Below are 22,102 nucleotides of genomic sequence, written 5' to 3' on the forward strand. Positions count from 1 at the left end.
CCCTGCCCGTACCGGATCGCGCAACCGGTCCGCGGACACCGTCCGCCACCCCGTCCGCGTACACCGCCCGCCATCCCGTCCGCGTGAACCGTCCCCGCAACCGGTCCGCGTGACCGGGATTCCTCCCGCCCAGCCCGGGCAGGCGGGCGTACGTACGCTGGGTGGGAGGCGCGAGGACGGGTGGTGGGACGGACCATGGACGAACGGCCGGCCGAAGAGGACGAGGCGGAACTGCTGCTCCACGGGCTGACCGTGGACACCAGCCGGCCCGAGCAGCCGGTGCTGCTCGACGAGGACGGGGAGCCGATCCAGACCTGGCGGGAGAACTACCCGTACGACCGCAAGGTGCGGCGCCGGGAGTACGACCTGGCCAAGCGGGTGCTGCAGATCGAGATGCTGAAGCTCCAGCGGTGGGTCAAGGACACCGGGCAGCGGCTGGTGGTGATCTGCGAGGGGCGGGACGCGGCCGGCAAGGGCGGCACCATCCAGCGGTTCACCGAGCGGCTGAACCCCCGCGGTGCCCGGGTGGTGGCCCTGGAGAAGCCGACCGAGCGGGAGGCCACCCAGTGGTACTTCCAGCGGTATGTGGCCCACCTGCCGGCCGCCGGGGAGATCGTGTTCTTCGACCGCTCCTGGTACAACCGGGCCGGGGTGGAGCGGGTCATGGACTTCTGCACCGAGGAGGAGTACGGGCTGTTCCTGCGCCAGTGCCCGGCCTTCGAGCGGATGCTGGTCGAGGACGGCGTGCTGCTGGTGAAGTTCTGGTTCTCGGTGTCCCGGCGGGAGCAGCGGACCCGGTTCGCGATACGGCAGGTCGATCCGGTGCGCCAGTGGAAGCTGTCGCCTACCGACCTCGCCTCGCTGGACCTGTGGGACGAGTACACCACCGCCAAGGTGGACATGTTCCGGGCCACCGACACCACCGAGGCGCCGTGGACGGTGGTGAAGAGCAACGACAAGAAGCGCGGCCGGCTGGAGGCGATGCGCTCGCTGCTGTCCCGCTTCGACTACCCGAGCAAGGACGTCAAGGCGGTCGGCGAGCCGGACCCGCTGATCGTGGGCGCCGCCGACACCCTGCTGGAGCCGGGCGAGGAGAGCACCGCCCTCTCCCCCACCCCGCTGGCACCGGCCGCCGACGGCCCGGGTGCCCACCCGCCCGAGCACTCGGGCGCGGCCGGGTAGCCCGCCGTACCGGCCCCGCCGTCATCCGTCCGCTGCGGTGGCGGCGGGCCAGGATGCGCAGCACGGTGCACCTCGCCGGTGAAGCCGCGCAGGAAGAGGTCCTGGTGGCCGCGACACGGGCGGAGCGGTGGGGGGCTTCGCGGTCGGTCGTGGCGTGACGTTGTACGGGTGATGACGCCAGGGCAAGCGCTACCGCCCGATCGCGCACGCAGACAGGCCCCGGGGCCCCGAACCGGTGCGGTCCGGGGCCCGGGGGCAGGCGGCTCAGGCGGGGTTGCCCGGTCCCGCGATGTTGACCATCCACATCACGCCGAAGCGGTCGACGCACATACCGAACTCGTCGCCCCACATCTGCGTCTCCAGCGGTACGGCGACGGTACCGCCGTCGCCGGAGACCCCCTCCCACCAGCCGCGCAGCGCGGTGGCGTCGTCGCCGCTGAGGCAGACGGCCATGGTGTTGCCCGGCCGGTACTCCACCCCGGGCGGGGTGTCCGCGCCCATCAGGGTGAGGACGCCCGGCACCTCCAGCATGGCGTGCATGATCTTGTCCTCGGTGCCGGGCGGGGCGTCGCCCAACTCACCGCCGATCTCACCGAAGGTGCCGAGGGTCAGCTCACCCCCGAAGACCCGCTGGTAGAACTGCATGGCCTGCCGGGCGTTGCCGTCGAAGCTCAGATAGGGATTGAGTCGCTTTGTCATGATGAGCCCCTTTCCGTGGCGACATCGTCACAGAGATCGGGGAGGGGGGTCACAGTCCGATGGGCGGCCGGCGGGCGGCGTCCGGCAGCAGATGCGCCCGTACGGCGGCGATCGCCAGGGCGGCGGTGTCCTCCGGGGTGCCGTCCACCGGCACCACCGCGCCCTGCTCGTCGTGCTGGAGCGGCTCCAGGGTGTCGAGCTGGGACCGCAGCAGCGCCGGCGGCATGAAGTGCCCCTGCCGCTGGGCCATCCGGGCGGCGATCAGCTCGGCGGAGCCGTGCAGATGGACGAGGAAGAGGTACGGGGCGGCGGCCACCAGCAGGTCGCGGTAGCCGCGCCGCAGTGCCGAGCAGGCGACTACGCCGCCCGTCCGCGTATGGCCGGCCAGCCAGTCGGCGATCGCGTGCAGCCACGGCAGGCGGTCCTCGTCGGTGAGCGGCACCCCGGCGCGCATCTTCGCCACGTTGCGGGCGGGATGGAAGTCGTCCCCCTCCGCGTACGGCACGTCCAGCGCCCGGGCGAGGGCGGTTCCGACGGTGGACTTGCCCGATCCTGAGACGCCGATGACGGCGACCAGCGGGACGGCTTGTTCGTCTGCCATGGCCGGCGGGTACCCGTCGGGCCGCCGGCGGAACCGCTCTCCCCTCGGCCGGGTGCGACGCGTCCGGAGGCGGAGAGCCGTCCGGTGGCCAAGAGTGGAGACAGGCGCGTACGCGGCGGGGTGGGCGGCGCGCACCGGTAGGACACACAGGACAGCGGAAGGAGGGCCGGTATGGCATCCATCGGTCCCGGGGCACCCGTCGAGCGCGGAGCCCGCAACCCCGTCAGCGACGCGTGGAACACCGTCGGCAGCTACGACTCCTACGAGGAGGCGCAGGCCGCGGTGGACCGGCTGTCGGACGAGATGTTCCCGGTCGAGAACATCGACATCGTGGGCTCGGGGCTGCGGCTGGTCGAGCATGTCACCGGGCGGCTCACCAAGGGCCGGGCGGCCGGCGCGGGTGCCGCGAGCGGCGCGTGGTTCGGCCTGTTCATCGGCCTGCTGGTGGGGCTGTTCACCCCGGGGCCGACCTGGCTCGGCCTCATCCTGGGCGGTGTGCTGATCGGCGCGCTGTGGGGCGCGGTGTTCGGCTTCGTGGGCCACGCGGCGACCGGTGGGCGGCGGGACTTCTCCTCCACCCAGCGCCTGGTGGCCTCGAAGTACGACGTGATCGCACGCGGCGGGCAGGCCGAGCGGGCCCGGGAGATCCTGCGCGGGGCGGGCCCGGCCGCCGGCGGTGCGACCCCGGGGGCGTCGGCTCCCGGCTCGGCCCCGGGGGCGGGCGGGACGCCCGGACCGCTGGACAAGCCCGGCCCGGGCGGCTCCGGCGGCGCACCGGCGTAGCGCGTCGGCCCCCCTGGACGGGCGGTGTCCCCCGGCCCCGGTGGTACGGGGCCGGGGGACACCGCTCCGCTTGCCCCTGCGGCGGGACGCGGCGCCCGCGGCTCGTTTCAGCGCCGTGCCGGTCCTGTGCTCGGAGGAGCGTCCACCGGGTCAGCCCTGGCCGGGGCCGTCGGGCGGCCCGGAGGTTCCGGCACCGCCGGTACCGCCGCCACCCGTGCGCGGGGAGGCCTGCTGGAGGCGGTCGATCATCTGGGACGCCTGGGCCTTGGTGAGGTCCGACGGCAGCTCTTCGCCGGCCTCCCGGGCGAGCGTGTGCAGGTAGCTGAGCTGCGGTCCGGTGGCGGGCTCGCCACCGGTGACCCAGTCGTCGACGTCCTTGTTCGGGTCCTGTCCGGCGTCCTGGCCGGGGGCCTGTCCGCCATTCTGTACGGGGTTCTGGCCCGGGTTCTGGCCGGGGGCCTGGTCATGGGGGTCGGTCGCGTTCATGCACCCCCGACTACCCCGGGCGCCGATCACCACCCCTCCCCGGGGCAGGAGCGCGAAAAGGGACGGACGGGATCCAGTCAGGGCCGCACGATGATCTTGCCGTGGACATGGCCCTTCTGGCTGAGCTCGAAGGCCTCGGCGAGCCGGTCCAGCGGGAAGACCTCGGCCACCGGGACGGTGAGCTTGCCCGCGTCGGCGAGGGCGCCCAGTTCGGCCAGGTCGCCGCCGTCCGGGCGTACCCAGATCCACTGGCCGCCCGCGCCGGTCACCGAGTCGTCGGCGATGGACGCGTGCCGGCCGCCCTCGGCGAGCACGGCGAGGGTGTCGTCCAGGACCCCGCCCACGAAGTCGGCGACCACGTCCGCCCCGCCGGGGGCCAGCTCGCGCACCCGGTCGGGGAGCCCGTCCCCGTAGGCGACCGGCTCGGCGCCGAAGTGCCGCAGCCGGTCGTGGTTGGCCTCGGAGGCGGTGCCGATGACCCGGGCGCCCAGCGCGCGGGCGATCTGCACCGCGAAGGTGCCGACGCCGCCGGAGGCGTTGTGCACCAGCACGGTGTCCCCCTCGCCGGTGCCCAGGCGGGTGAGGGTCTGGTACGCGGTGAGGCCGGCCAGCGGGAGGCCGGCGGCCTCCTCCCAGGAGAGCGAGGACGGCTTGCGCGCCAGGCACCGCACAGGGACGGTGACCAGCTCGGCGAAGGTGCCGCCGTGCACGTAGTCCTTGCGGGCGTAGGCGACCACCTCGTCCCCGGCGGAGAACTCCGGCACGTCGATCCCGGTCCGCTCGACCACGCCCGCCACGTCCCAGCCCGGGACCACCGGGAAGACGGTGTCCATCAGGTCCTTCAGCCCGCCGGCCATGAGCTTCCAGTCGACCGGGTTGACCGAGGCGGCCCGCACCCGGACCAGCACCTCGCCCGGTCCGACCTTGGGCTGCGGCCGCCGGGTGGCCGACAGCACCTCGGTGCCGCCGAACCGGTCGTAGGCCATGGCCCGCATGGTCGTGTCCTCGCTGGTCGCCTCGGTCATGTCCGCGCCTTTCGTCGTCGGTCGGTCACCGTCCTCTACGGGTGATCGGATCGCGGGGCTTCGAAACCGGCCGGCCGGGACCAGCCGGGGGGCCGCCGGCCCGGTCCACCGGGCGGAACCGCGCCGATGGCCGGGGGTCAGCTGACGGGCACGCTCACCGGGGCGGGCAGAGGGGGGCTGCGGGGGTGTCACATGGCCGCGCCGAAGACCTGGGTCCACCAGGGGCCGCCGGAGCCGTCGTGCTTGCCGATGCCGATCTCCTTGAAGGAGCAGTTGAGGATGTTGGCGCGGTGGCCGGGGCTGTTCATCCAGGAGTCCATCACCGAGGCCGGGGTCTGCTGGCCGCGCGCGATGTTCTCGCCGTAGGTGCTCCAGCGGTAGCCGGCGGCGGTGATCCGGTCGCCGGGGTCGGTGCCGTCGGGCGAGGTGTGGTCGAAGTAGCCGCGGGCGGCCATGTCCTCGGAGTGGCGCTGGGCCGCGGTGTCCAGTTGCCCGTTCTGGCTGACCGGCCCGCAGCCGCTGCGCTGCCGCTCGGTGTTGACCAGTGCGGTCACCTGCTGCCCGAAGGACCCGGTGGGGGCGGGCGGATCGGCGGGCCGCGGCTGCGAGGGGGGGGGCCGGGGGGGGGGGGGGGGGGGGGGGGGGGGCGGGGGGGGGGGGGGGGCGGGGCCGGGCGGGGGGGGGGGGGGGGCCGCCCCCCCCCCGGGCCCCCCCCCCCCGCACCCCCCCCCCCCCCCCCCCCCCCTCCCCCCCCCCCCCCCCCCCCCCCCCCCCCCTCCCCCCCCCCCCCCCCCCCCCCCCCCCCCCCCCGCCGCCTACGCCCCCGTACCGCCCGCCTCCGTACCGGCCGCTCCCGCCCCCATACCGCCCGCCCCCGTCTCCGTACCCCGACCGGACGCGTCGCCGGAGCCCTGGCTCACCTGGGCCGCGTACCGTACCGCCAGCCCGTCCAGCAGCGCCGCGAGCCCCGTCTCGAACGCCCCCTCGTCCACCTTCCGCTGCCGCTCGGCGAGCAGATGGGCCTGGCCGAGGTGCGGGTAGTCGGCCGGGTCGTAGGCGGCCTCGTCGTCCACGAAGCCGCGGGCGAACGAGCCCAGCGCCGAACCGGTGACGAAGTACCGCATCAGCGCGCCGATCGAGGTGGCCTGGGCGGGCGGCCAGCCGGCCCGGACCATCGCGCCGAACACCGCGTCGGCCACCCGCAGCCCGGCCGGGCGCCGACCGGGCCCGCGGGCCAGCAGCGGCACCACCTGCGGATGGTCGGCCAGTGCGGCCCGGTAGGAGACGGCCCAGTCGTGCAGCGCGGTCCGCCAGTCCCGCGGATCGTCCTCCGCGAACATCGACAGGTCGATCCGCGCGCTCACCGCGTCGGCGACCGCCTCCAGGATCTCGTCCTTGGTGCGGAAGTGGTTGTACAGCGACGGCCCGCTGACCCCGAGCTCCGCGGCCAGCCGCCGGGTGGAGACCGCCTCCACCCCCTCCGCGTCCACCAGCGCCGCCGCCGTCGCGACGATCCGTTCGGTGCTCAGCAGGGGCTTGCGCGGTCGGGCCATGCGGCACATAGTAGGCCCCGCCGCTAAAAAACTAGCACCGGTAGTTTTCGTGTCCCGATCACCGTCGGGACCTACCGATCACCGTCATCGAAGGGAAGCCGTCGCCGTGGACCTGGAGCTGAGCGAGGAGCAGACGGCCGTCCGGCGGCTCGCCGAGGAGTTCGTCCGACGGGAGGTCACCCCGTACGCGGCCGAGTGGGACCGCGCCGAGAACGTCGACCGGTCCATCATCCGCAAGCTCGGCGCGCTCGGCTTCCTCGGCCTCACCCTCCCGGAGGAGTACGGCGGCAGCGGCGGCGACCACCTCGCCTACTGCCTGGTCACCGAGGAGCTCGGGCGCGGGGACTCCTCGGTGCGCGGGATCGTCTCGGTCTCCCTCGGCCTGGTCGCCAAGACCATCGCCACCTGGGGCGACGAGGACCAGAAGCAGTCCTGGCTGCCCCGGCTCGCCTCGGGGGAGGCCCTCGGCTGCTTCGGCCTCACCGAGCCCGGCACCGGCTCGGACGCCGGCCACCTCACCACCCGGGCCGTCCGGGACGGGGACGGCTGGCTGCTCACCGGCACCAAGATGTTCATCACCAACGGCACCTGGGCCGATGTCGTCCTCCTCTTCGCCCGCACCGAGGACACCCCCGGCCCCAAGGGCGTCTCCGCCTTCCTCGTCCCGGCCGACAGCCCCGGGCTCACCCGCCGCCCCGTGCACGGCAAGCTCGGGCTCCGCGGACAGGCGACCGCCGAACTGGTCCTCGACGGCGTCCGGGTGCCCGACTCGGCCATGCTCGGCCCGCGCGGCAAGGGCTTCTCGGTCGCCATGTCCGCCCTGGCCAAGGGCCGGATGTCGGTCGCCGCCGGCTGCGTCGGCATCGCCCAGGCCGCCCTGGACGCGGCGGTCGGCTACGCGGGGGAGCGCGAGCAGTTCGGCAAGCCCATCGCCTCGTACCAGCTGGTGCAGGAACTGCTCACCGACATCGCCGTGGACGTGGACGCGGCCCGGCTGCTCACCTGGCGGGTGGCCGACCTGGTGGACCGGGGCCGGGAGTTCGCCACCGCCGCCTCCCAGGCCAAGCTCTTCGCCTCCGAGGCCGCCGTGCGCTGCGCGAACAACGCCCTCCAGGTCTTCGGCGGCTACGGCTACATCGACGAGTACCCGGTCGGCAAACTGCTCCGCGACGCCCGGGTGATGACCCTGTACGAGGGCACCAGCCAGATCCAGAAGCTCATCATCGGCCGCGCCCTGACCGGCGTCTCCGCCTTCTGACCCCGCCGGACACCCCGACACGCCCCCGGTCGGCGGACCGGCCGGCCGCGGGGGATCATGGGCGCCGTGCTCCTCGCCCTGCTGTCCGTCGCCGCGCTCGCCCTGGTACTCGGAGGCGCCGTGCTGCGCCCGCGCGGACTGCCCGAGGCGGTCTTCGCGGTCCCCGCCGCCGTACTCGTCATCGCCGCCGGCGCCGTACCCCTGGAGCACGCCGGGGAGGAAGCAGAACGGCTCGGCCCGGTCATCGGCTTCCTGGCGGCCGTCCTCGTCCTGGCCCGGCTCTGCGCCGACGAAGGGCTGTTCCGCGCCTGCGGGGCGTGGACGGCCCGCTGGGCGCACGGACGCCCCGGCCGCCTCCTCGGCGCGGTCTTCGCCCTCGCCTCCACCGTCACCGCCGCGCTCAGCCTGGACGCCACCGTCGTGCTGCTCACCCCGGTCGTCTTCGCCACCGCCGCCCGGATGGGCGCCCCGCCCGCCCCGCACGTCTACGCCACCGCCCACCTCTCCAACACCGCCTCGACCCTGCTGCCGGTCTCCAACCTCACCAACCTGCTCGCCTTCGCCGCCACCGGACTGACCTTCACCCGGTTCGCCGCGCTGATGGCGGCGCCCTGGCTGGTGGCCATCGCGATCGAGTACGCCGTCTTCCGGCGGTTCTTCGCCGCCGACCTGGCCGCACCCGCCCCCGGCGAACCGGAGGCGCCGCCGCCGATGCCGCTCTTCGCCCTGGTCACCGTGGCCGCCACCCTCGCCGGCTTCGCGGTGGCCTCGGCCTTCGGCATCGAACCGGCCTGGGCCGCCGCAGCCGGGGCGCTGGTCCTGGGCGTACGCGCGCTGGCCCACCGCACCACCACCCCCCGCACCCTCCTCAACGCCGCCGCCGTACCGTTCCTCCTCTTCGTACTGGCGCTCGGCATCGTGGTCCGCGCCGTGGTGGACCACGGCCTCGGCGACCTGCTGGACCGCCTGCTGCCCGCCGGCGGCTCACTGCCCGCGCTGCTGGCCGCGGCCACCGTCGCGGCCCTGCTCGCCAACGTGATCAACAACCTGCCGGCCGTGCTCGCCCTGATCCCGGTGGCGGCCCCGCTGGGCACCGGCACCCTGCTCGCCGTACTCCTCGGCGTCAACATCGGCCCCAACCTCACCTACGCCGGCTCGCTCGCCACCCTGCTCTGGCGCCGCGTCGCCCACCGCCACGCGTACGAGGTCCGGCTCGGCGAGTTCACCCGGCTCGGACTGCTCACCACCCCGCTGGCCCTGGCCGCCGCCACCTGCGCGCTCTGGGCCGGCCTACGGCTCATCGGGACCTGAGTACCGCCCCCACCAGCCGCTGAGTACGCCACCGGATGCCCCGGCCGCCTTCCTCCCCGCATGCTCGGGCCATGAGTGACACACCGGTCAAGCAGCAGAACACCGCCGCCTACTACGGACAGGCCGTCGCCTCGTTCGCCCTCGCCGTGGCCGCCGTGACCGTCGGCATCGTCAGGATGGAGGCCGACGCCTGGGTCCGCGCCTTCCTCGGCATCGCCGTCCTCTACCTCACGACCTCCGCCTTCACCCTCGCCAAGGTGGTCCGCGACCGCCAGGAGGCCGGGCAGATCACCAGCCGCGTCGACCAGGCCCGCCTGGAGAAGCTGCTCGCCGAACACGACCCCTTCCAGAAGCTCTGACCGAGCCTAAGCGCTTGCTCACCCTCGGGGTATGGTGTTCGTCCTGTCCGGTGGTGCCAGCGAGGGAGCGAAGCGGATGAGTGCGGCGGAGCAGACCCCCGGCGACGACACGCCGTGGGGCGAGGTCACCCCGGAGGCGGCCCGGCGACTGCTGGTCGCCGCCGTGGACGCCTTCGCCGAACGGGGCTACCACGCGACCACCACCCGCGACATCGCCGGACGGGCCGGGATGAGCCCGGCCGCCCTCTACATCCACTACAAGACCAAGGAAGAGCTGCTCCACCGGATCTCCGCCATCGGCCACGACAAGGCCCTGGAGATCCTCCAGACCGCCGCCGACGGCCCCGGCACCGCCGCCGAACGGCTCACCGCCGCCGTACGGTCCTTCGTCCGCTGGCACGCCGAACGGCACACCACGGCCCGGGTCGTCCAGTACGAACTGGACGCCCTCGGCGCCGAGCACCGCACCGAGATCGTGGCCCTGCGCCGCCGCAGCGACGCAGCGGTACGGCGGATCATCAACGAGGGCGTCGCCTCCGGCGAGTTCGACGTCCCGGACATCCCCGGCACCACCCTCGCCGTGCTGTCGCTCTGCATCGACGTGGCCCGCTGGTTCGACTCCGCCGGACGCCGCACCCCCGACGAGGTCGGCGCCCTCTACGCCGACCTGGTGCTCCGCATGGTCGGCGCCGGCCCGAAGTAGCAGCCCCCCGCAGGGAGACGCCCCCCCCGCACCGGCCGCGGGGAGGAGCCCCCTCACCGGTCAGAAGTAGAAGCGGGACACCGACTCCGCCACGCAGACCGGCTTCTCGCCGCCCTCCCGCTCCACCGTCACCAGCGCCGTCACCTGCACCCCGCCGCCCGCCTCCTCGACACTCCGGACCTCCGCCGTCGCCCGCAACCGCGACCCCACCGGCACCGGTGCCGGGAAACGCACCTTGTTGGCGCCGTAGTTGACACCCATCCGCGTCTTCTCCACCCGCATGATCTGCGGCGTGAACAACGGGAGCAGCGACAGCGTCAGATACCCGTGCGCGATCGTCGTCCCGAACGGCCCGGTCGCGGCCTTCTCCGGGTCCACATGGATCCACTGGTGGTCCCCGGTGGCCTCGGCGAACCGGTCGATGCGCTCCTGCCCGACCTCCACCCAGTCGCTGTACCCCAACTGCTCGCCCACCGCCGCCCGCAGCTCGTCGACGGATGTGAAGACCCTCGGCTCTGCCATGGTTCCCGCTCCCGGTTCCCCGTCTCGATGGTGGTGCCTCTCGCTGTCTAAGCGCTTGCTCAGCATCGTCCGGCCGGAAGGCCCGTGTCAACGGCCGGGCCGCTAGGCTTCGCGGAGTGCCGCAGATGCCAGAGAAGATCCAGGAACTGACCGTGGGCCAGCTCTCCGCGCGCAGCGGAGCGGCCGTCTCCGCCCTCCACTTCTACGAGGCCAAGGGCCTGATCACCAGCCGCCGCACCAGTGGCAACCAGCGCCGCTACGGCCGGGACGCGCTGCGCCGGGTCGCCTTCGTCCGCGCCGCCCAGCGGGTGGGCATCCCGCTCGCCACCATCCGCGACGCCCTGGCCGCGCTCCCCGAGGAGCGCACCCCCACCCGCGAGGACTGGGCCCGCCTCTCCGAGCGCTGGCGCGGCGAGCTGGACGAGCGGATCACCCGGCTGAGCCGGCTGCGCGACCATCTGACGGACTGCATCGGCTGCGGCTGCCTGTCCCTGGAGACCTGCGTGCTGTCCAACCCGGACGACGTCCTCGGCACCCGGATGGCCGGCTCCCGCCTCCTCCCCGAGCGCCTGGCCGAACCGCAGCCCCGAACCGAGCCCTGACGTCCGGGCCGGCCCGCGGCCCCGGACGGCCGCCGGACCGCAGTGCCGGGGCGGCGGCGCACCGAATCGGCGCGGGAGCCCTAGACCATCGGGGGGTTCAGCCGGGCGAAACCCTCCTGGCGCTCGTACGGGAAGTACGGGTAGGGGGCCGGCCGGCGGCTGGCGGCGTCGAGCCGGGCCATCTGGTCGGGGGTGAGGGTCCAGCCCACGGCCCCGAGGTTCTGGCGCAGCTGCTTCTCGTTGCGGGCGCCGATGATGACCGAGGCCACGGTGGGGCGCTGCAGCAGCCAGCGCAGGGCGATCTGCGGCACGGCCCTGCCGGTCTCCTCGGCGATCCCGTCCAGCGCGTCGACCACCCGGTAGAGGTGCTCGTCCTCGACGGGCGGGCCGTAGTCGGCGGTGTCGTGCAGCCTGCTGTCGGCCGGCAGCGGGTCGCCCCGGCGGATCCTGCCGGTCAGCCGTCCCCAGCCGAGCGGGCTCCAGACGATCGCGCCGAGCCCCTGGTCGAGCCCGAGCGGCATCAGCTCCCATTCGTAGTCGCGGCCGATGAGGGAGTAGTAGACCTGGTGGGCGACATAGCGCTCCCGGCCGCGCCGCTCGGCGGTGGCGAGGGACTTCATCGCCTGCCAGCCGGAGAAGTTGGAGACGCCGAGGTGGCGGATCTTCCCGGCCCGGACCAGGTCGTCCAGGGTGGACAGCACCTCCTTGACGGGGGTCCGGGCGTCGTAGGCGTGCAACTGGAACAGGTCGATGTAGTCGGTGCCGAGCCGGCGCAGGGCGCCGTCCACCGAAGAGATCAGCCGGGAGCGCGAGGTGCCGGCGTCCCGGGGGCCGTCGCCCATGGGCAGACCCGCCTTGGTGGAGATGATCACCTGGTCCCGCCGGCCCTTGAGGGCGGCCCCCAGCACCTCCTCCGAGGCGCCGCCGGAGTAGACGTCGGCCGTGTCGAACATGGTGATCCCGGCCTCCAGGCAGATGTCCACCAGGCGGCGCGCCTCCTCCACGCCGGTGCTGCCCCAGGCTCCGAAGAGCGGACCCTGCCCGCCGAACGTCCCGGCGCCGAAACTCAGCGCCGGAACCCGAAGCCCTGACGCGCCCAGCTGCCTGTACTCCATGGCGAATCCCCTCTCGACCCGACCCACCCACTAATGGGCGTGTGGTCCCGTTAAGATGCCCTCAACGTAGCAAAGATCAGCAACTAACGGAACGGGAGTCCCGTTATGGAGTCCGAGGGGCACGAGACGGAGCCGGGCACCACCCGGCCCGGAGGGCGCACGGCGCGGGTGCGGGCGGCGGTCCTGGAGGCCGCGGGTGACGTCCTGGCGGAGCACGGCTTCGCCCATCTGGACCTCGCCGACGTCGCACGCCGCGCCGGAGTCGGCAAGACGACCGTCTACCGCCGCTGGGGGACGGCCACCGGCCTGGTGACCGATCTGCTGCTGGACATGGCACAGCAGTCCGTGCCGCGCACGGAGACGGGCTCGCTCCTCGGCGACCTGACGGCCAACGCCCGCCTGGTGCAGCGGACGTTGGCCGACCCGCGGCAGGGGGCCCTGTTCAAGGCGGTGATCGCGGCCGCCACCTGCGACCCGAAGGCGGCCGAGGCCCTGCACGGCTTCTACGCGGTCCGCGTGAAGGAGTGGGCGCCGTGCGTCCGGCAGGCCGCGGCCCGCGGCGAGGTGCCGGAGGACACCGATCCGTACGAGGTGATCCGCGCGGCCTCCGCCCCGCTCTACTACCGCCTGCTGACCACAGACCTCCCGCTGGACGAGGCCGCCGCCGACCGCGCCGCCACCGCCACCGCAGCCGCCGCCCGCGCGGGCGCCTTCGGGCGGGGGGCTTAGAGCGCGCCTACGGACTGCGCATCCCTGGTGCGTGCTGTGATTCCGCACTGCGACGATGATTGACCAATTCCCATAACCATGCGTGGGCGACGGCGAAGCGTCAGCCCGTAGCTAGGAGACCTCTTTGACGCGGTCGTAGATATCACGTGCCGCCAAGTTTGTTCGATATGGGCGCAAAAGGGATGGAATTTGTGCAACCTGCTCATCCACTCGTCCGGAATGGATGGTGGGAACCTCACTCAGGGCCTTCCGCCAAGTCGCACAAGCCGCTTCAAGGTGCCCTATTCTCAACTGCCGTTCGGCGAGCATGAAGCTGAAACGAATTGCTGACCTTCTGCTATCGCTGGTATCTCGAAGGCGAAAGTGCGATTCGAGCGATTCCACACTGCCGGAGACGTCGCCGAGTTCATACCGGACTTGAGCGATGTGGTAAGCGAGGGTTGAAGAGTTGTAAGAGCCAAACGTCTTTGAGCGTGATTCCGCCTTTTCTATGGCTGTTTCGGCCTCGCGTAGATACATGAGGGAAGCGTGCCGATCGCCCAGTTGGGCGCTGGCGTGTGCTTGTTGACCGGCGAGGAATGCCCGCATGCGTGGTCCCGCTTGGGGCGATGCCGCCGCTGCGGCGTCAGCGAGTCGCATTGCGTGCCGCCCGTGGCCCAGGTCCACTGACTGCACGCTCATACCCCGAAGAGTGGTGCAGTAGGTCAGGTGGTCCTCGGCGGCCCCGGCGAGTTCAAGCGCCTTCAGGTAATACCTTTGTGCTAGTCCGTGAACTCCTTCATCTACCGCCATATAGCCAGTCAGATAACAAAGGTCCGATGCGGCAGCCATCATCGCTTTGCGGACCGGGTCGGGGGCTTCAGCCTTCAGGTAGGGCGCAACGGTATTGACGAGGAACGCAGCAGCCATCGGGCGAGCGTGCCGACCTCCGAATTGATCGTCCAATTCGGAAACACGCTCCGTCATGGCGATGACCATGTTCACGTCGGCCGTCCCAATGCGCTGCGTTTTTCCGGTTTGAACCGCCTCCATGCGTCCGATGACGTCCGGCCAGTGAGGAACGGTAAGGGCCACGGAGAATAGTCCCGCATTCAGGACGCTACGGCGTGAGGGATCCATGTCCTGCCTCCCCAGGTCGACCAGCCCTTCCGCGGTGGTCGGATGGCTGCTGGACTCCTCCGGAGGCAGCGGGAATCCTGCCTCGGCGTACGTGATCGGCCGGAGCAGTCGCCGGGCGAACACTTCTAGAACCAGCGGCCGGACGGACTCCTTTGGCAGGTGTCCGTTCAGCCACTGGTGCACCGAAGGCTCTCGGTACCGCAGAGGCGTTCCGCGCTCCGTCCCTAAGCGGTTGACCTCTTGAGCGAACTGCCGCAGCGTCCAACCGCTCTCGCGGTACAGCCGCTCAAGTCCGGCGTTCGGCTGTCGTACCGTCACTGGACTCAACTCCCGTGCGTTGAAGGCTTAAAGGTCTTAAGTCCTGCCCCTCTTCCAACAGTACCGCTGTGCGTGGTCGAGCGGTTGCCTAGTGCGAGCAGGACACCGCGGCGGAGCGGAAGGCACTGACATGGACCACGAGCCCACCTGTGAGACCAGCACACGTGGTGGGTTAAGGCGTAAGGACCGCGTGGCCGCCCTCCGCTGTCGGGCACCCAAGCCCCCGCCCGGGGATCGAGACCCTGGACAGGTCGAGTACCCCGGGCGGGTTGCACGTGCCAGGAAGATCGAGTGGAAGGAACCTCAGATGGCAGACTGCGACCACGAGTGGGTGGGCTGGTCCGGGAAGACCCGGTGCCGCAAGTGCGGTGCCACGCAGGGCTAGGAGAAGACTGATCACCGGGGCCGGGGAAACTCGGCCCCCCCGGCCTACTGAGGGGTCATGAGCGAGCGTGTCACGTGGGAAGAGCTGCCGACCGAACTTCGCACGGCAGTGGAAGAACACACCGGGAAGGTGCTCTCCGCAGAGCAGGTGAGTAAGGGTCTCAACAGCCCGGCGGCATTCATCATCACGACCGCCGGGAACGGGCGCCTTTTCTTCAAGGGGGTGCGGCTTGATGACCCCGAGGGGGTCATGGCCACGCGTGCTGAGGAATCCCTCAATCGGACCGTGGCAGGCGTGAGCCCGTGGATTCGGCACCGGTTCGAGATGGCCGGGTGGTACTGCCTCGCCTTCATCCATGTGGACGGCAGGCATGTGGACTTCTCGCCCGGTACGAAGGATCTCGGGCCTGTGGCGTTCACGCTCAACTGGATGGCGCGCCGATTCACGGTGCTGAGCCTTGCGCGCGCCGACTACCGGCCACCCATGCTGGCTGAGCGCTTCACGGGATTTCTCAGCGAGAAGGAAGCCGTCCTGCTCGACGGCACCAACATCCTGCACACGGATACCAACCCACACAACATCATGGTTCCCGGCGTCGGGAACAACGCCTACGTCGTGGATTGGGCCATGCCTGCCGTCGGCCCCGCATGGGTGGACATGGCGAATACGGCCGTGCGGCTCATGGAGGCGGACCAGCCGGACGAAGATGCTCTTGCCTGGTTGGGTGGCTTCGACGCGTGGAAGACGGCCGATCCGAGAGCCGTGAAGGCTTACGTGGACGCGACGTGTCGGCAGTGGTCGGCGCGGGTCGGAGAGCAAGCGGCGAGCCACAGCAACCGGCGCTTTTCCGTGCTGCTGGAGTATCCGCGCACCGAGCCCCGGGCGGCCCGTAGTCGCGGCTTGAGGGACACGTGACTCTGCCGATGCGAGGTAGGAGGCGGGGGGTCAGCGGGGCGGGAGCAGGCGGAACTCGTTGCCGTCGGGGTCGGCCAGCACCACCGCGCCGTGCTCGTCCGGGGCGGAGGCCGTGCGGGTCGCTCCGAGGGAGAGAAGGCGCTCGACCTCGGCCTGCTGGTCGCCGTGGCTGGGGACGGCCAGGTCGAAGCGCAGCCGGTCCCGCCCGTGCCTCGGCAGCAGCGGGGGACCGCCCCAGGTGATCTTCGTGCCGCCGTGCGGGGACTGGATCGCGGTCTCCTCGTCCTGGTCCCAGACCAGCGGCCACTCCAGCGCCTTGCTCCAGAAGTACCCGACCGCGTGGGAACCGTCGCAGGCGAGCGCCCCGATGAGACCGCAGTCGGCGAGGAACGTGTTGCCCGCCGGGATCACGCAGAACTCGTTGCCCTCGGGGTCGGCGAGCACCACATGGCCCTCCTCGGGCCGTTGGCCGATGTCGATGTGCCGGGCGCCCAGCTCCAGGGCCCTCGCCACGGTCGCCTCTTGGTCGCCGGAGGAGGAACTGGTCAGGTCGAAGTGGCTGCGGTTCTGGCCCCACTTCGGGTCCTCGGAGGGAGTGAAACGGAGCCGGAAGCCGGTGTCCTCTGCGGGCAGCAGCTCCGCGGCGCCGTCCAGGGAGTCGCCGGCCGCCTCCCGGCCCAGCACCCCGCCCCAGAAGCGGGCGAGGGCGAGGGGATCGTGTGCGTCGAAGCGGAGTGCGTCAAGGCGAGGGGGCATGTTCGGATATCTCCGGTGTGGGGCGGGACGGGGCGGGGCGGGATGGGATGGGGCGGTGGGGTGGTGGGATGCGGTGGGGTGGGGGTCAGAGGGTGGTGAAGAGGTCGTTGAGGGGGGAGGGGGTGTGGTCGGGGTGGAGGGCGTCGACCAGGAGGCGGCCGTAGCGGATCTTGCGGCCCTTCTTGGTGCCGAGGAAACGGCGCAGTTGCTGCTCCGGGGGGCGGCCCCGGTGGGCGGGCTGGCTCTGGAACGTCGTCCAGGCGCGGAGGTCGCCGGCGGTCCGGATGATGTCCTCGACCCGGGCGGGGCCCAGGGCGCGGATGAGTTCGTCCTCCAGGTCCGCCACGCAGACGAAGAAGGGGTCCGAGGGTGCTCCGGCCCGGGTCAGGGCGCGCTCGTAGTAGCCCCGTTCCCGCTCGTCGCAGAGGCCCGTGAGGCGCAGGCCGAGGCCGGGCGGCCCGAGGAGTCCGGCGTAGCGGCCGACACTCATGGCCCCGCCCATCGGCACCACGCACACCCCCTCGGCGGCCAGGTCCCGGCCGCGCCGGGCGGCCAGCGCCTCCACGGCGGCGAGGTCGCTCCGTCCCTCCAGCAGCACGGCCGTCCGCACCCCGTGCTCCACGGCCAGCTCGCGGGCGGGTCCACCGGGGCCGCCGGACGCCCAGTCGGCGACCGCGTCCCGTAGTGCCACCGTCCCCGCGGGGGAGGGTCGTGTTTGCGCCATGGACGGGAGTCTGCACGTCCGGCGGCGGGAGGGCACGGGGTTTTACGGCAGGGGGCGGTGCTGGGGTGGCTGCCTGGTGGCGGCTACTCGGCTGGTGGGTGCTCCGCCTCTGCCCGTAGGTGCGCGGCCGCCGTCACCAGCTCGGCGTTGGAGGCGGCCGGGGTGCCGTCCGGGAGCAGCAGGGTGTCCTCCAGGCCGATCCGGGTGTCCAGGCCGAGATCGAGCGCCAGCCGCAGCACCGGCCAGGCGCCGCCGTCCTCGCCGTGCAGCAGCACCGGCACACCCGCAGGCGGCGCGGCCTCCTCCAGCAGGGCCCGGGCGGTGCGCGGTGCCGTGGCGGGGTCGGTGTCCGTCACCTCGGCCAGCACCCGCGCCACCCGGGGCGCCAGCGGTGAGGCGGCGAACAACCGCGCACCGGGCGTGCCCGACCAGAGGCCGGCCTCCACCGCCACCCCGCGCTCCAGCAGCGCCGCGGCGACTTCCTCGGCGCCGGGCTCATGCCAGTTGACCGAGGCCAGGTCGGGCAGCACCGTCCAGGAGCGGACCCGCTCCACCCGCCGCACCGGATCGGGCTCCGCCCAGGCGCCGGTGGTGACGCCGACCGGCACGCCCACGGCCGCCGCCCGTATCGCCTCCACCGTCTCGGCGACCAGCCGGCCGGACACACTGTCCTGGCCGCAGGGCGTCTTGGGGTGCACATGCACCTCCGCGGCACCGGCGGCGACCGCCCGCGCGGCCGACCGGGCCATCGCCTCCGGGGTCATCGGCACGGCGGCCGACTCCCCGGCGGTCCGGGCGCCGTTCAGGCAGACCTGGAGGAGACCCCGGCCGGCGGGCCCGGCCGCATGCTGGTTCACGATCCCGTTCATGTCCTCGATGGTGGCAGCCGCCACTGACAACGGGGCCGGTGTACCGGCGTGTGTGGCGAGACCTCGCCACCCTGCCGAGCCGTGCTGGGCCGAGCCGTGCCGTGCCGGGCCGGTATCGGCCGACTAGGCCACCGATGCCAGTTGTTCCCGGTGCCGCCGCTCCTGCTTGGCCGCCGCCAGCGCCTCCGGGGTGAGCACCGGCTGCGGCACGACCACTCCGCACCCGGTGCACACCGGGCCGTGCCAGGGCTCGTTCGACAGCTCCGGGCGCCAGACGATCCCGGCGTCCGCGCACACCGGGCAGCGCTTCCCGGGGTCGGCCTCCAGCGCGGAGATCAGCCGCCGCAGCGCCTCCGCGAGCGGCAGCGTCGGGTGCAGGGACGGGTCGTCGCACCGCGCCACCCCGTAACCGCCCCAGGTCCGCCGGTGCCAGTCGTCGAACGAGCCGGGCCGCCTCAGCCCGTCGTGCTTCTCCTTCTTGCGGCGCTCGGCGAACCTCTCCTCGTAGGAGAGCCACACCTCGCGCGCCTCCTCCAGCTCCTCCAGCGCGGCCACCAGGCGCGCCGGATCCACGCCCCGGTCCTCCGGGTGGAACCGGTGCCTGGTGCACAGATGGTGCCAGGTCGCCCGATGCCCGTAAGGGGCGAAGCGTTCCAGGCACTTGCGCAGCGAGTAGCGCCGTAGCGCCAGATCGCATCGAGAGTCACGGACCTGTCTGGCGAGACTCCGGAAACCGGCCATCGCACTGTCACCTCCGTCGCGGGGTACTTCGGCTCACGGAATGGACGTACGGGTGCCCGGTTCGGCTCCCGTAAAAAGCGGATGGGCACCGTCCATGGCGCATCTGGCGTGAATTGCCCCAAGCGCGCCCGCCCCACGCGCCCCCGCATCCCCACCGCGCGCCCCCTGCCAGGGGGTTTGCTGATACCCGGTCAGCAGGCCCATAGAAGATGTCAATAGAGCAGGTACTTCCGGCGTACCGCGCGGAAGGCGGACAGCTCGCGCCGCCAGGCGGCCACCACCTCGTCGGTGCCCGCGCCCGCGTCGATCATCGTGCGCACCCGCGCCGAGCCGGTCAGCTTGTCGATCCACCGGTCGGCCCGCCAGGCGAAACCGCTCCAGCTCCGCTTCGCCGTCACCAGCAGCCCGATCCCGGTGCGCACCGCGTCGAACGCCTCCCGGTCGTGGAGGTGCAGTTGCACCCCACCGACCGTCTTGCCCTGGAACTTGGAGAAGGTGGGCGCGAAGTAGGCCTCCCGGAAGCGGACCCCGGGCAGCCCGAGCGCGTTGGCCGCCTCGGCCCACCGGCGGTCGACGCCCTCCGCGCCCAGCAGCTCGAAGGGCCGGGTGGTGCCGCGCCCCTCGGACAGGTTGGTCCCCTCGAAGAGGCAGGTCCCCGCGTACACCAGGGCCGTCTCCGGCGTCGGCATGTTGGGGCTCGGCGGCACCCAGGGCAGTCCGGTGGCGTCGAAGAAGTCGCCCCGGCGCCAGCCCGACATCCGTACCACCGACAGCTCCACCGGGCGCGCGGTCAGGAACTCCCCCTGGAACAGCCGCGCCAGCTCCGCCACCGTCATCCCGTGCGCCTGGGCGATCGGCTCCCGCCCGACGAAGGTGGCGAACGCCCGGTCGAGGACCGGGCCGGACGCGGCTCGGCCGGTCACCGGGTTCGGGCGGTCCAGGACGAGGAAGCGCTTGCCGGCCAGCGCGGCCGCCGCCATGCAGTCGTAGAGGGTCCAGATGTAGGTGTAGAAGCGGGCGCCCGCGTCCTGGATGTCGAACACCACGGTGTCCACCCCGGAGGCGGTGAAGACGTCCGCCAGCGGCTGCCCGCTCTTGAGGTACGTGTCGTAGACCGGCAGCCCGGTCGCCGGGTCGTCGTAGCGCCCCTCCGAACCGCCCGCCTGCGCGGTGCCCCGGAAGCCGTGCTCGGGCCCGAACACCGCCACCAGGTCCACCCGCTCGTCGGCGTGCATCACGTCCACCAGGTGGACGGCGTCCGCGGTGATCCCGGTCGGGTTGGTCACCACCCCGACCCGCTGCCCGGCCAGCTCCGCGTACCCTCCGGCGGCCAGCCGGTCGAATCCGGTGCGCACCCGCCGCCGTCCCCCTTCCCCGCCCGTGCGGGCGGCGGCCGGTCCGGCCCCGGCGGCGGTCACCGCGGCGGCCGCCCCCACCGCACCGCCCGCGGTCAGCAGACCTCTTCTGTCCACGCTCATCAGCGCAACCTCCCGATCGGGCACCGGCTGGTGCCGGGCGGCCCTGGCGGCCGGCCGGGCCACGCACGCTAGCGCCGCCGAGGGCCCGGGGGAACGAGGCGGACCGGCCGAGCTGCCACCGGCCCGGCACCCTTCTTCAGACCGGCCATACCGACTGGTTAGTATGTGGTTCCCATCGGTTCACGGGAGGCGGTCCGCCATGAGTACGCCCATCACCCCCGGCACACCCAGTCGGCCAGGCCCATCGGACGAGCTGCGGGGCGCGAAGGTGGTCGTCACCGGCGCGGGCGGCGGCATCGGCGCCGCGCTCGCCCGCCGGTTCGCCGCCGAGGGTGCCCGGGTGGTGGTCAACGACATCGACGCCGGCCGGGTCGAGGCGGTGGCCGAGGAGATCGGGGCCATCGCCCTGCCCGGCGACGCCTCCGCGATCGCGGCCGAGGCCCGTGAGGCGCTCGGCGGCACCGTCGACGTCTACTGCGCCAACGCCGGACTGGCCTCGCCCGGTGACGCCTTCGCCGAGGAGGAGGTCTGGGCCGCCGCCTGGGACGTCAACGTCATGGCCCATGTCCGCGCCGTGCGCACGCTGCTGCCCGAGTGGCTGGAGCGCGGCTCCGGGCGGTTCGTCTCCACCGTCTCGGCCGCCGGACTGCTCACCATGGTGGGCGCCGCCCCGTACAGCGTTTCCAAGCACGGCGCGTACGCCTTCGCCGAATGGCTCTCGCTCACCTACCGCCACCGCGGCCTGAAGGTGCACGCCATCTGCCCGCAGGGGGTGCGCACCGACATGCTCACCGCCGCCGGCTCGGCCGGGGAGCTCGTCCTCGCCCCCACCGCCATCGAGGCCGAGGACGTCGCCGAGGCGCTGATGGACGGGATCGCCTCCGACCGCTTCCTGATCCTGCCGCACCCCGAGGTGGCCCGGTACTACCAGGCCCGGGCGAGTGACCCGGGGCGCTGGCTGGCCGGGATGAACCGGGTCCAGCGGACCTGGGAGGACGGCTGACGGCCGGGCCGTGATCCCTGGCGGCGGAAGGCCCCGCCACGGGGGAGAGCGGGGCGGAGCGGCGGGCCGCGGACCGGCGGTGGGAAGATCCCGTGGTGGGGCACGCGTTTTCGGACGAGTGCCGGAGTGACGCGCGCGGGCGACGAGCACCGGTGTGCGGACGGCAGGTACGGCGGCCCCGCGCACGGACGGCCGGTGAGAGCGAGAGGACAGGTGTCGGCGGATGGCCACGACGACGGACGGGGGCGAGCTCCCCGTCCCCCACAGGCTGCTGGCCACGGCGACCCGGCTCTTCGCCGAGCAGGGCTACGACCGCACCTCGGTCCAGGAGATCGTGGAGGCGGCCGGCGTCACCAAGGGCGCGCTCTACCACTACTTCGGGTCCAAGGAGGACCTGCTCCACGAGGTGTACGCGCGGGTGCTGCGGCTCCAGCAGGAGCGGCTGGACGCCTTCGCCGAGGCCGACGCGCCGGTGGAGCGCCGGCTGCGCGACGCCGCCGCCGACGTGGTGGTCACCACCATCGACAACCTGGACGACGCCGCCATCTTCTTCCGCTCCATGCACCACCTGGGCCCGGAGAAGAACAAGCAGGTCCGCGCCGAGCGCCGGCGCTACCACGAGCGGTTCCGGGCGCTGGTCGAGGAGGGGCAGAACAGCGGGGTGTTCTCCTCGGCCACCCCGGCCGACCTGGTGGTGGACTACCACTTCGGCTCGGTCCACCACCTGTCCACCTGGTACCGCCCGGACGGCCCGCTCACCCCCCAGCAGGTCGCCGAGCACCTGGCCGACCTGCTGCTGCGCGCCCTGCGCCCGTAGCACCGGAGGCACCTGGGATACCGGGGAAGGCGAACGGGCGGGCGGACCG

At 72.8% G+C, this 22,102-nt stretch carries 24 protein-coding genes and 1 pseudogene; 11 read left to right on the forward strand and 14 right to left on the reverse strand.

Translation table 11 applies throughout. The features are described from left to right. The first annotated feature begins 195 nt into the window (after nucleotides 1–195). Entirely contained in the window at nucleotides 196–1,182 is a 987-nt protein-coding gene (ppk2, locus tag M1O15_RS18190) for a polyphosphate kinase 2 (protein WP_248634988.1), read from the forward strand. Between the two features lie 264 nt (nucleotides 1,183–1,446). Here the strand turns inward: ppk2 and M1O15_RS18195 are convergent, their stop codons facing one another. Both M1O15_RS18195 and M1O15_RS18200 read right to left on the reverse strand, forming a co-directional pair. Beyond that, complete coding sequence (locus M1O15_RS18195; RefSeq protein ID WP_248634989.1) at nucleotides 1,447–1,881, reverse strand: VOC family protein; 435 nt, start codon at nucleotides 1,879–1,881, stop codon at nucleotides 1,447–1,449. Nucleotides 1,882–1,930: 49 nt separating this feature from the next. Then, nucleotides 1,931–2,482 carry a gluconokinase gene (locus M1O15_RS18200; RefSeq protein ID WP_248634990.1) on the reverse strand — a complete coding sequence of 184 codons (552 nt, stop codon included), beginning with the start codon at nucleotides 2,480–2,482 and terminating at the stop codon, nucleotides 1,931–1,933. A gap of 171 nt (nucleotides 2,483–2,653) precedes the next feature. Here M1O15_RS18200 and M1O15_RS31470 point away from each other — a divergent pair, with 171 nt between their 5' ends. Next, nucleotides 2,654–3,265, forward strand: a complete 612-nt coding sequence (locus tag M1O15_RS31470; RefSeq protein WP_282576905.1) for a YflT domain-containing protein — start codon at nucleotides 2,654–2,656, stop codon at nucleotides 3,263–3,265. A gap of 150 nt (nucleotides 3,266–3,415) precedes the next feature. On the opposite strand, the gene M1O15_RS18210 is transcribed toward M1O15_RS31470, so the two are convergent. The 4 genes and pseudogenes from M1O15_RS18210 to M1O15_RS18225 all read right to left on the reverse strand — a co-directional run bounded on the left by M1O15_RS18210 (nucleotide 3,416) and on the right by M1O15_RS18225 (nucleotide 6,329). Further along, complete coding sequence (locus M1O15_RS18210) at nucleotides 3,416–3,751, reverse strand: DUF3072 domain-containing protein (RefSeq protein WP_248634991.1); 336 nt, start codon at nucleotides 3,749–3,751, stop codon at nucleotides 3,416–3,418. Nucleotides 3,752–3,828: 77 nt separating this feature from the next. Next, nucleotides 3,829–4,746: an NADP-dependent oxidoreductase gene (locus M1O15_RS18215; protein WP_248635086.1), complete on the reverse strand. Its 918-nt coding sequence runs from the start codon at nucleotides 4,744–4,746 to the stop codon at nucleotides 3,829–3,831. Nucleotides 4,747–4,964: 218 nt separating this feature from the next. Beyond that, nucleotides 4,965–5,480, reverse strand: a pseudogene (locus M1O15_RS18220) (CAP domain-containing protein); the annotation flags it as partial. Between the two features lie 111 nt (nucleotides 5,481–5,591). Beyond that, nucleotides 5,592–6,329: a TetR/AcrR family transcriptional regulator gene (locus M1O15_RS18225; RefSeq protein WP_248634992.1), complete on the reverse strand. Its 738-nt coding sequence runs from the start codon at nucleotides 6,327–6,329 to the stop codon at nucleotides 5,592–5,594. 106 nt (nucleotides 6,330–6,435) lie between these two features. Here M1O15_RS18225 and M1O15_RS18230 point away from each other — a divergent pair, with 106 nt between their 5' ends. The 4 genes from M1O15_RS18230 (at nucleotide 6,436) to M1O15_RS18245 (ending at nucleotide 9,960) form a co-directional block, all read left to right on the forward strand. Further along, nucleotides 6,436–7,587: an acyl-CoA dehydrogenase family protein gene (locus M1O15_RS18230; protein WP_248634993.1), complete on the forward strand. Its 1,152-nt coding sequence runs from the start codon at nucleotides 6,436–6,438 to the stop codon at nucleotides 7,585–7,587. A 57-nt stretch (nucleotides 7,588–7,644) separates the two neighbouring features. Beyond that, the gene (locus M1O15_RS18235; RefSeq protein ID WP_248634994.1) at nucleotides 7,645–8,898 is read left to right on the forward strand and encodes an SLC13 family permease; all 1,254 of its coding nucleotides are present in this window, start codon (nucleotides 7,645–7,647) and stop codon (nucleotides 8,896–8,898) included. A gap of 71 nt (nucleotides 8,899–8,969) precedes the next feature. Next, nucleotides 8,970–9,257 (forward strand): YiaA/YiaB family inner membrane protein, encoded by a 288-nt coding sequence (locus tag M1O15_RS18240; RefSeq protein WP_248634995.1) that lies wholly within the window; start codon nucleotides 8,970–8,972, stop codon nucleotides 9,255–9,257. Nucleotides 9,258–9,333: 76 nt separating this feature from the next. Next, complete coding sequence (locus M1O15_RS18245) at nucleotides 9,334–9,960, forward strand: TetR/AcrR family transcriptional regulator (protein ID WP_248635087.1); 627 nt, start codon at nucleotides 9,334–9,336, stop codon at nucleotides 9,958–9,960. 60 nt (nucleotides 9,961–10,020) lie between these two features. Here M1O15_RS18245 and M1O15_RS18250 read toward each other — a convergent pair whose 3' ends face one another. Continuing rightward, nucleotides 10,021–10,482, reverse strand: a complete 462-nt coding sequence (locus tag M1O15_RS18250) for a MaoC family dehydratase (protein WP_248634996.1) — start codon at nucleotides 10,480–10,482, stop codon at nucleotides 10,021–10,023. 116 nt (nucleotides 10,483–10,598) lie between these two features. Between M1O15_RS18250 and soxR the strand changes: the two genes are divergently transcribed. Then, a complete protein-coding gene (soxR, locus tag M1O15_RS18255) occupies nucleotides 10,599–11,084 on the forward strand; it encodes a redox-sensitive transcriptional activator SoxR (RefSeq protein WP_308282362.1) in 486 nt (161 codons plus the stop codon). A gap of 80 nt (nucleotides 11,085–11,164) precedes the next feature. Here soxR and M1O15_RS18260 read toward each other — a convergent pair whose 3' ends face one another. After that, nucleotides 11,165–12,199, reverse strand: a complete 1,035-nt coding sequence (locus M1O15_RS18260; protein WP_248634998.1) for an aldo/keto reductase — start codon at nucleotides 12,197–12,199, stop codon at nucleotides 11,165–11,167. Nucleotides 12,200–12,304: 105 nt separating this feature from the next. Between M1O15_RS18260 and M1O15_RS18265 the strand changes: the two genes are divergently transcribed. After that, on the forward strand, nucleotides 12,305–12,928 hold the full coding sequence (locus tag M1O15_RS18265) for a TetR/AcrR family transcriptional regulator (protein WP_248634999.1): 624 nt from the start codon (nucleotides 12,305–12,307) through the stop codon (nucleotides 12,926–12,928). 111 nt (nucleotides 12,929–13,039) lie between these two features. Here the strand turns inward: M1O15_RS18265 and M1O15_RS18270 are convergent, their stop codons facing one another. Next, the gene (locus M1O15_RS18270) at nucleotides 13,040–14,365 is read right to left on the reverse strand and encodes an NsdA family TPR-like regulatory protein (RefSeq protein ID WP_248635000.1); all 1,326 of its coding nucleotides are present in this window, start codon (nucleotides 14,363–14,365) and stop codon (nucleotides 13,040–13,042) included. Nucleotides 14,366–14,807: 442 nt separating this feature from the next. Here M1O15_RS18270 and M1O15_RS18275 point away from each other — a divergent pair, with 442 nt between their 5' ends. Next, nucleotides 14,808–15,665, forward strand: a complete 858-nt coding sequence (locus tag M1O15_RS18275; RefSeq protein ID WP_248635001.1) for a phosphotransferase — start codon at nucleotides 14,808–14,810, stop codon at nucleotides 15,663–15,665. Between the two features lie 30 nt (nucleotides 15,666–15,695). Here M1O15_RS18275 and M1O15_RS18280 read toward each other — a convergent pair whose 3' ends face one another. From M1O15_RS18280 to M1O15_RS18300, 5 genes are all read right to left on the reverse strand, one after another. After that, nucleotides 15,696–16,421 carry a VOC family protein gene (locus M1O15_RS18280; RefSeq protein WP_248635002.1) on the reverse strand — a complete coding sequence of 242 codons (726 nt, stop codon included), beginning with the start codon at nucleotides 16,419–16,421 and terminating at the stop codon, nucleotides 15,696–15,698. 85 nt (nucleotides 16,422–16,506) lie between these two features. After that, the gene (locus tag M1O15_RS18285) at nucleotides 16,507–17,145 is read right to left on the reverse strand and encodes a TOPRIM nucleotidyl transferase/hydrolase domain-containing protein (RefSeq protein ID WP_248635003.1); all 639 of its coding nucleotides are present in this window, start codon (nucleotides 17,143–17,145) and stop codon (nucleotides 16,507–16,509) included. Nucleotides 17,146–17,228: 83 nt separating this feature from the next. Then, complete coding sequence (locus tag M1O15_RS18290; protein WP_248635004.1) at nucleotides 17,229–18,014, reverse strand: 3-keto-5-aminohexanoate cleavage protein; 786 nt, start codon at nucleotides 18,012–18,014, stop codon at nucleotides 17,229–17,231. Between the two features lie 123 nt (nucleotides 18,015–18,137). Further along, nucleotides 18,138–18,755, reverse strand: coding sequence for a hypothetical protein (locus M1O15_RS18295; RefSeq protein WP_248635005.1), 618 nt, complete (start codon nucleotides 18,753–18,755; stop codon nucleotides 18,138–18,140). Nucleotides 18,756–18,967: 212 nt separating this feature from the next. Next, the gene (locus M1O15_RS18300; RefSeq protein ID WP_248635006.1) at nucleotides 18,968–20,233 is read right to left on the reverse strand and encodes an exo-beta-N-acetylmuramidase NamZ family protein; all 1,266 of its coding nucleotides are present in this window, start codon (nucleotides 20,231–20,233) and stop codon (nucleotides 18,968–18,970) included. Between the two features lie 199 nt (nucleotides 20,234–20,432). On the opposite strand from M1O15_RS18300, the gene M1O15_RS18305 reads away from it, so the two are divergent. Together M1O15_RS18305 and M1O15_RS18310 are read left to right on the forward strand one after the other, a co-directional pair. Then, entirely contained in the window at nucleotides 20,433–21,236 is an 804-nt protein-coding gene (locus M1O15_RS18305) for an SDR family oxidoreductase (RefSeq protein WP_248635007.1), read from the forward strand. 223 nt (nucleotides 21,237–21,459) lie between these two features. Next, complete coding sequence (locus tag M1O15_RS18310; RefSeq protein WP_248635008.1) at nucleotides 21,460–22,053, forward strand: TetR/AcrR family transcriptional regulator; 594 nt, start codon at nucleotides 21,460–21,462, stop codon at nucleotides 22,051–22,053. The last annotated feature ends 49 nt before the right edge of the window (nucleotides 22,054–22,102 follow it).

The organism is Streptomyces lichenis, from assembly GCF_023218175.1.
GTDB classification, from domain to species: Bacteria; Actinomycetota; Actinomycetes; order Streptomycetales; family Streptomycetaceae; genus Streptomyces; species Streptomyces lichenis.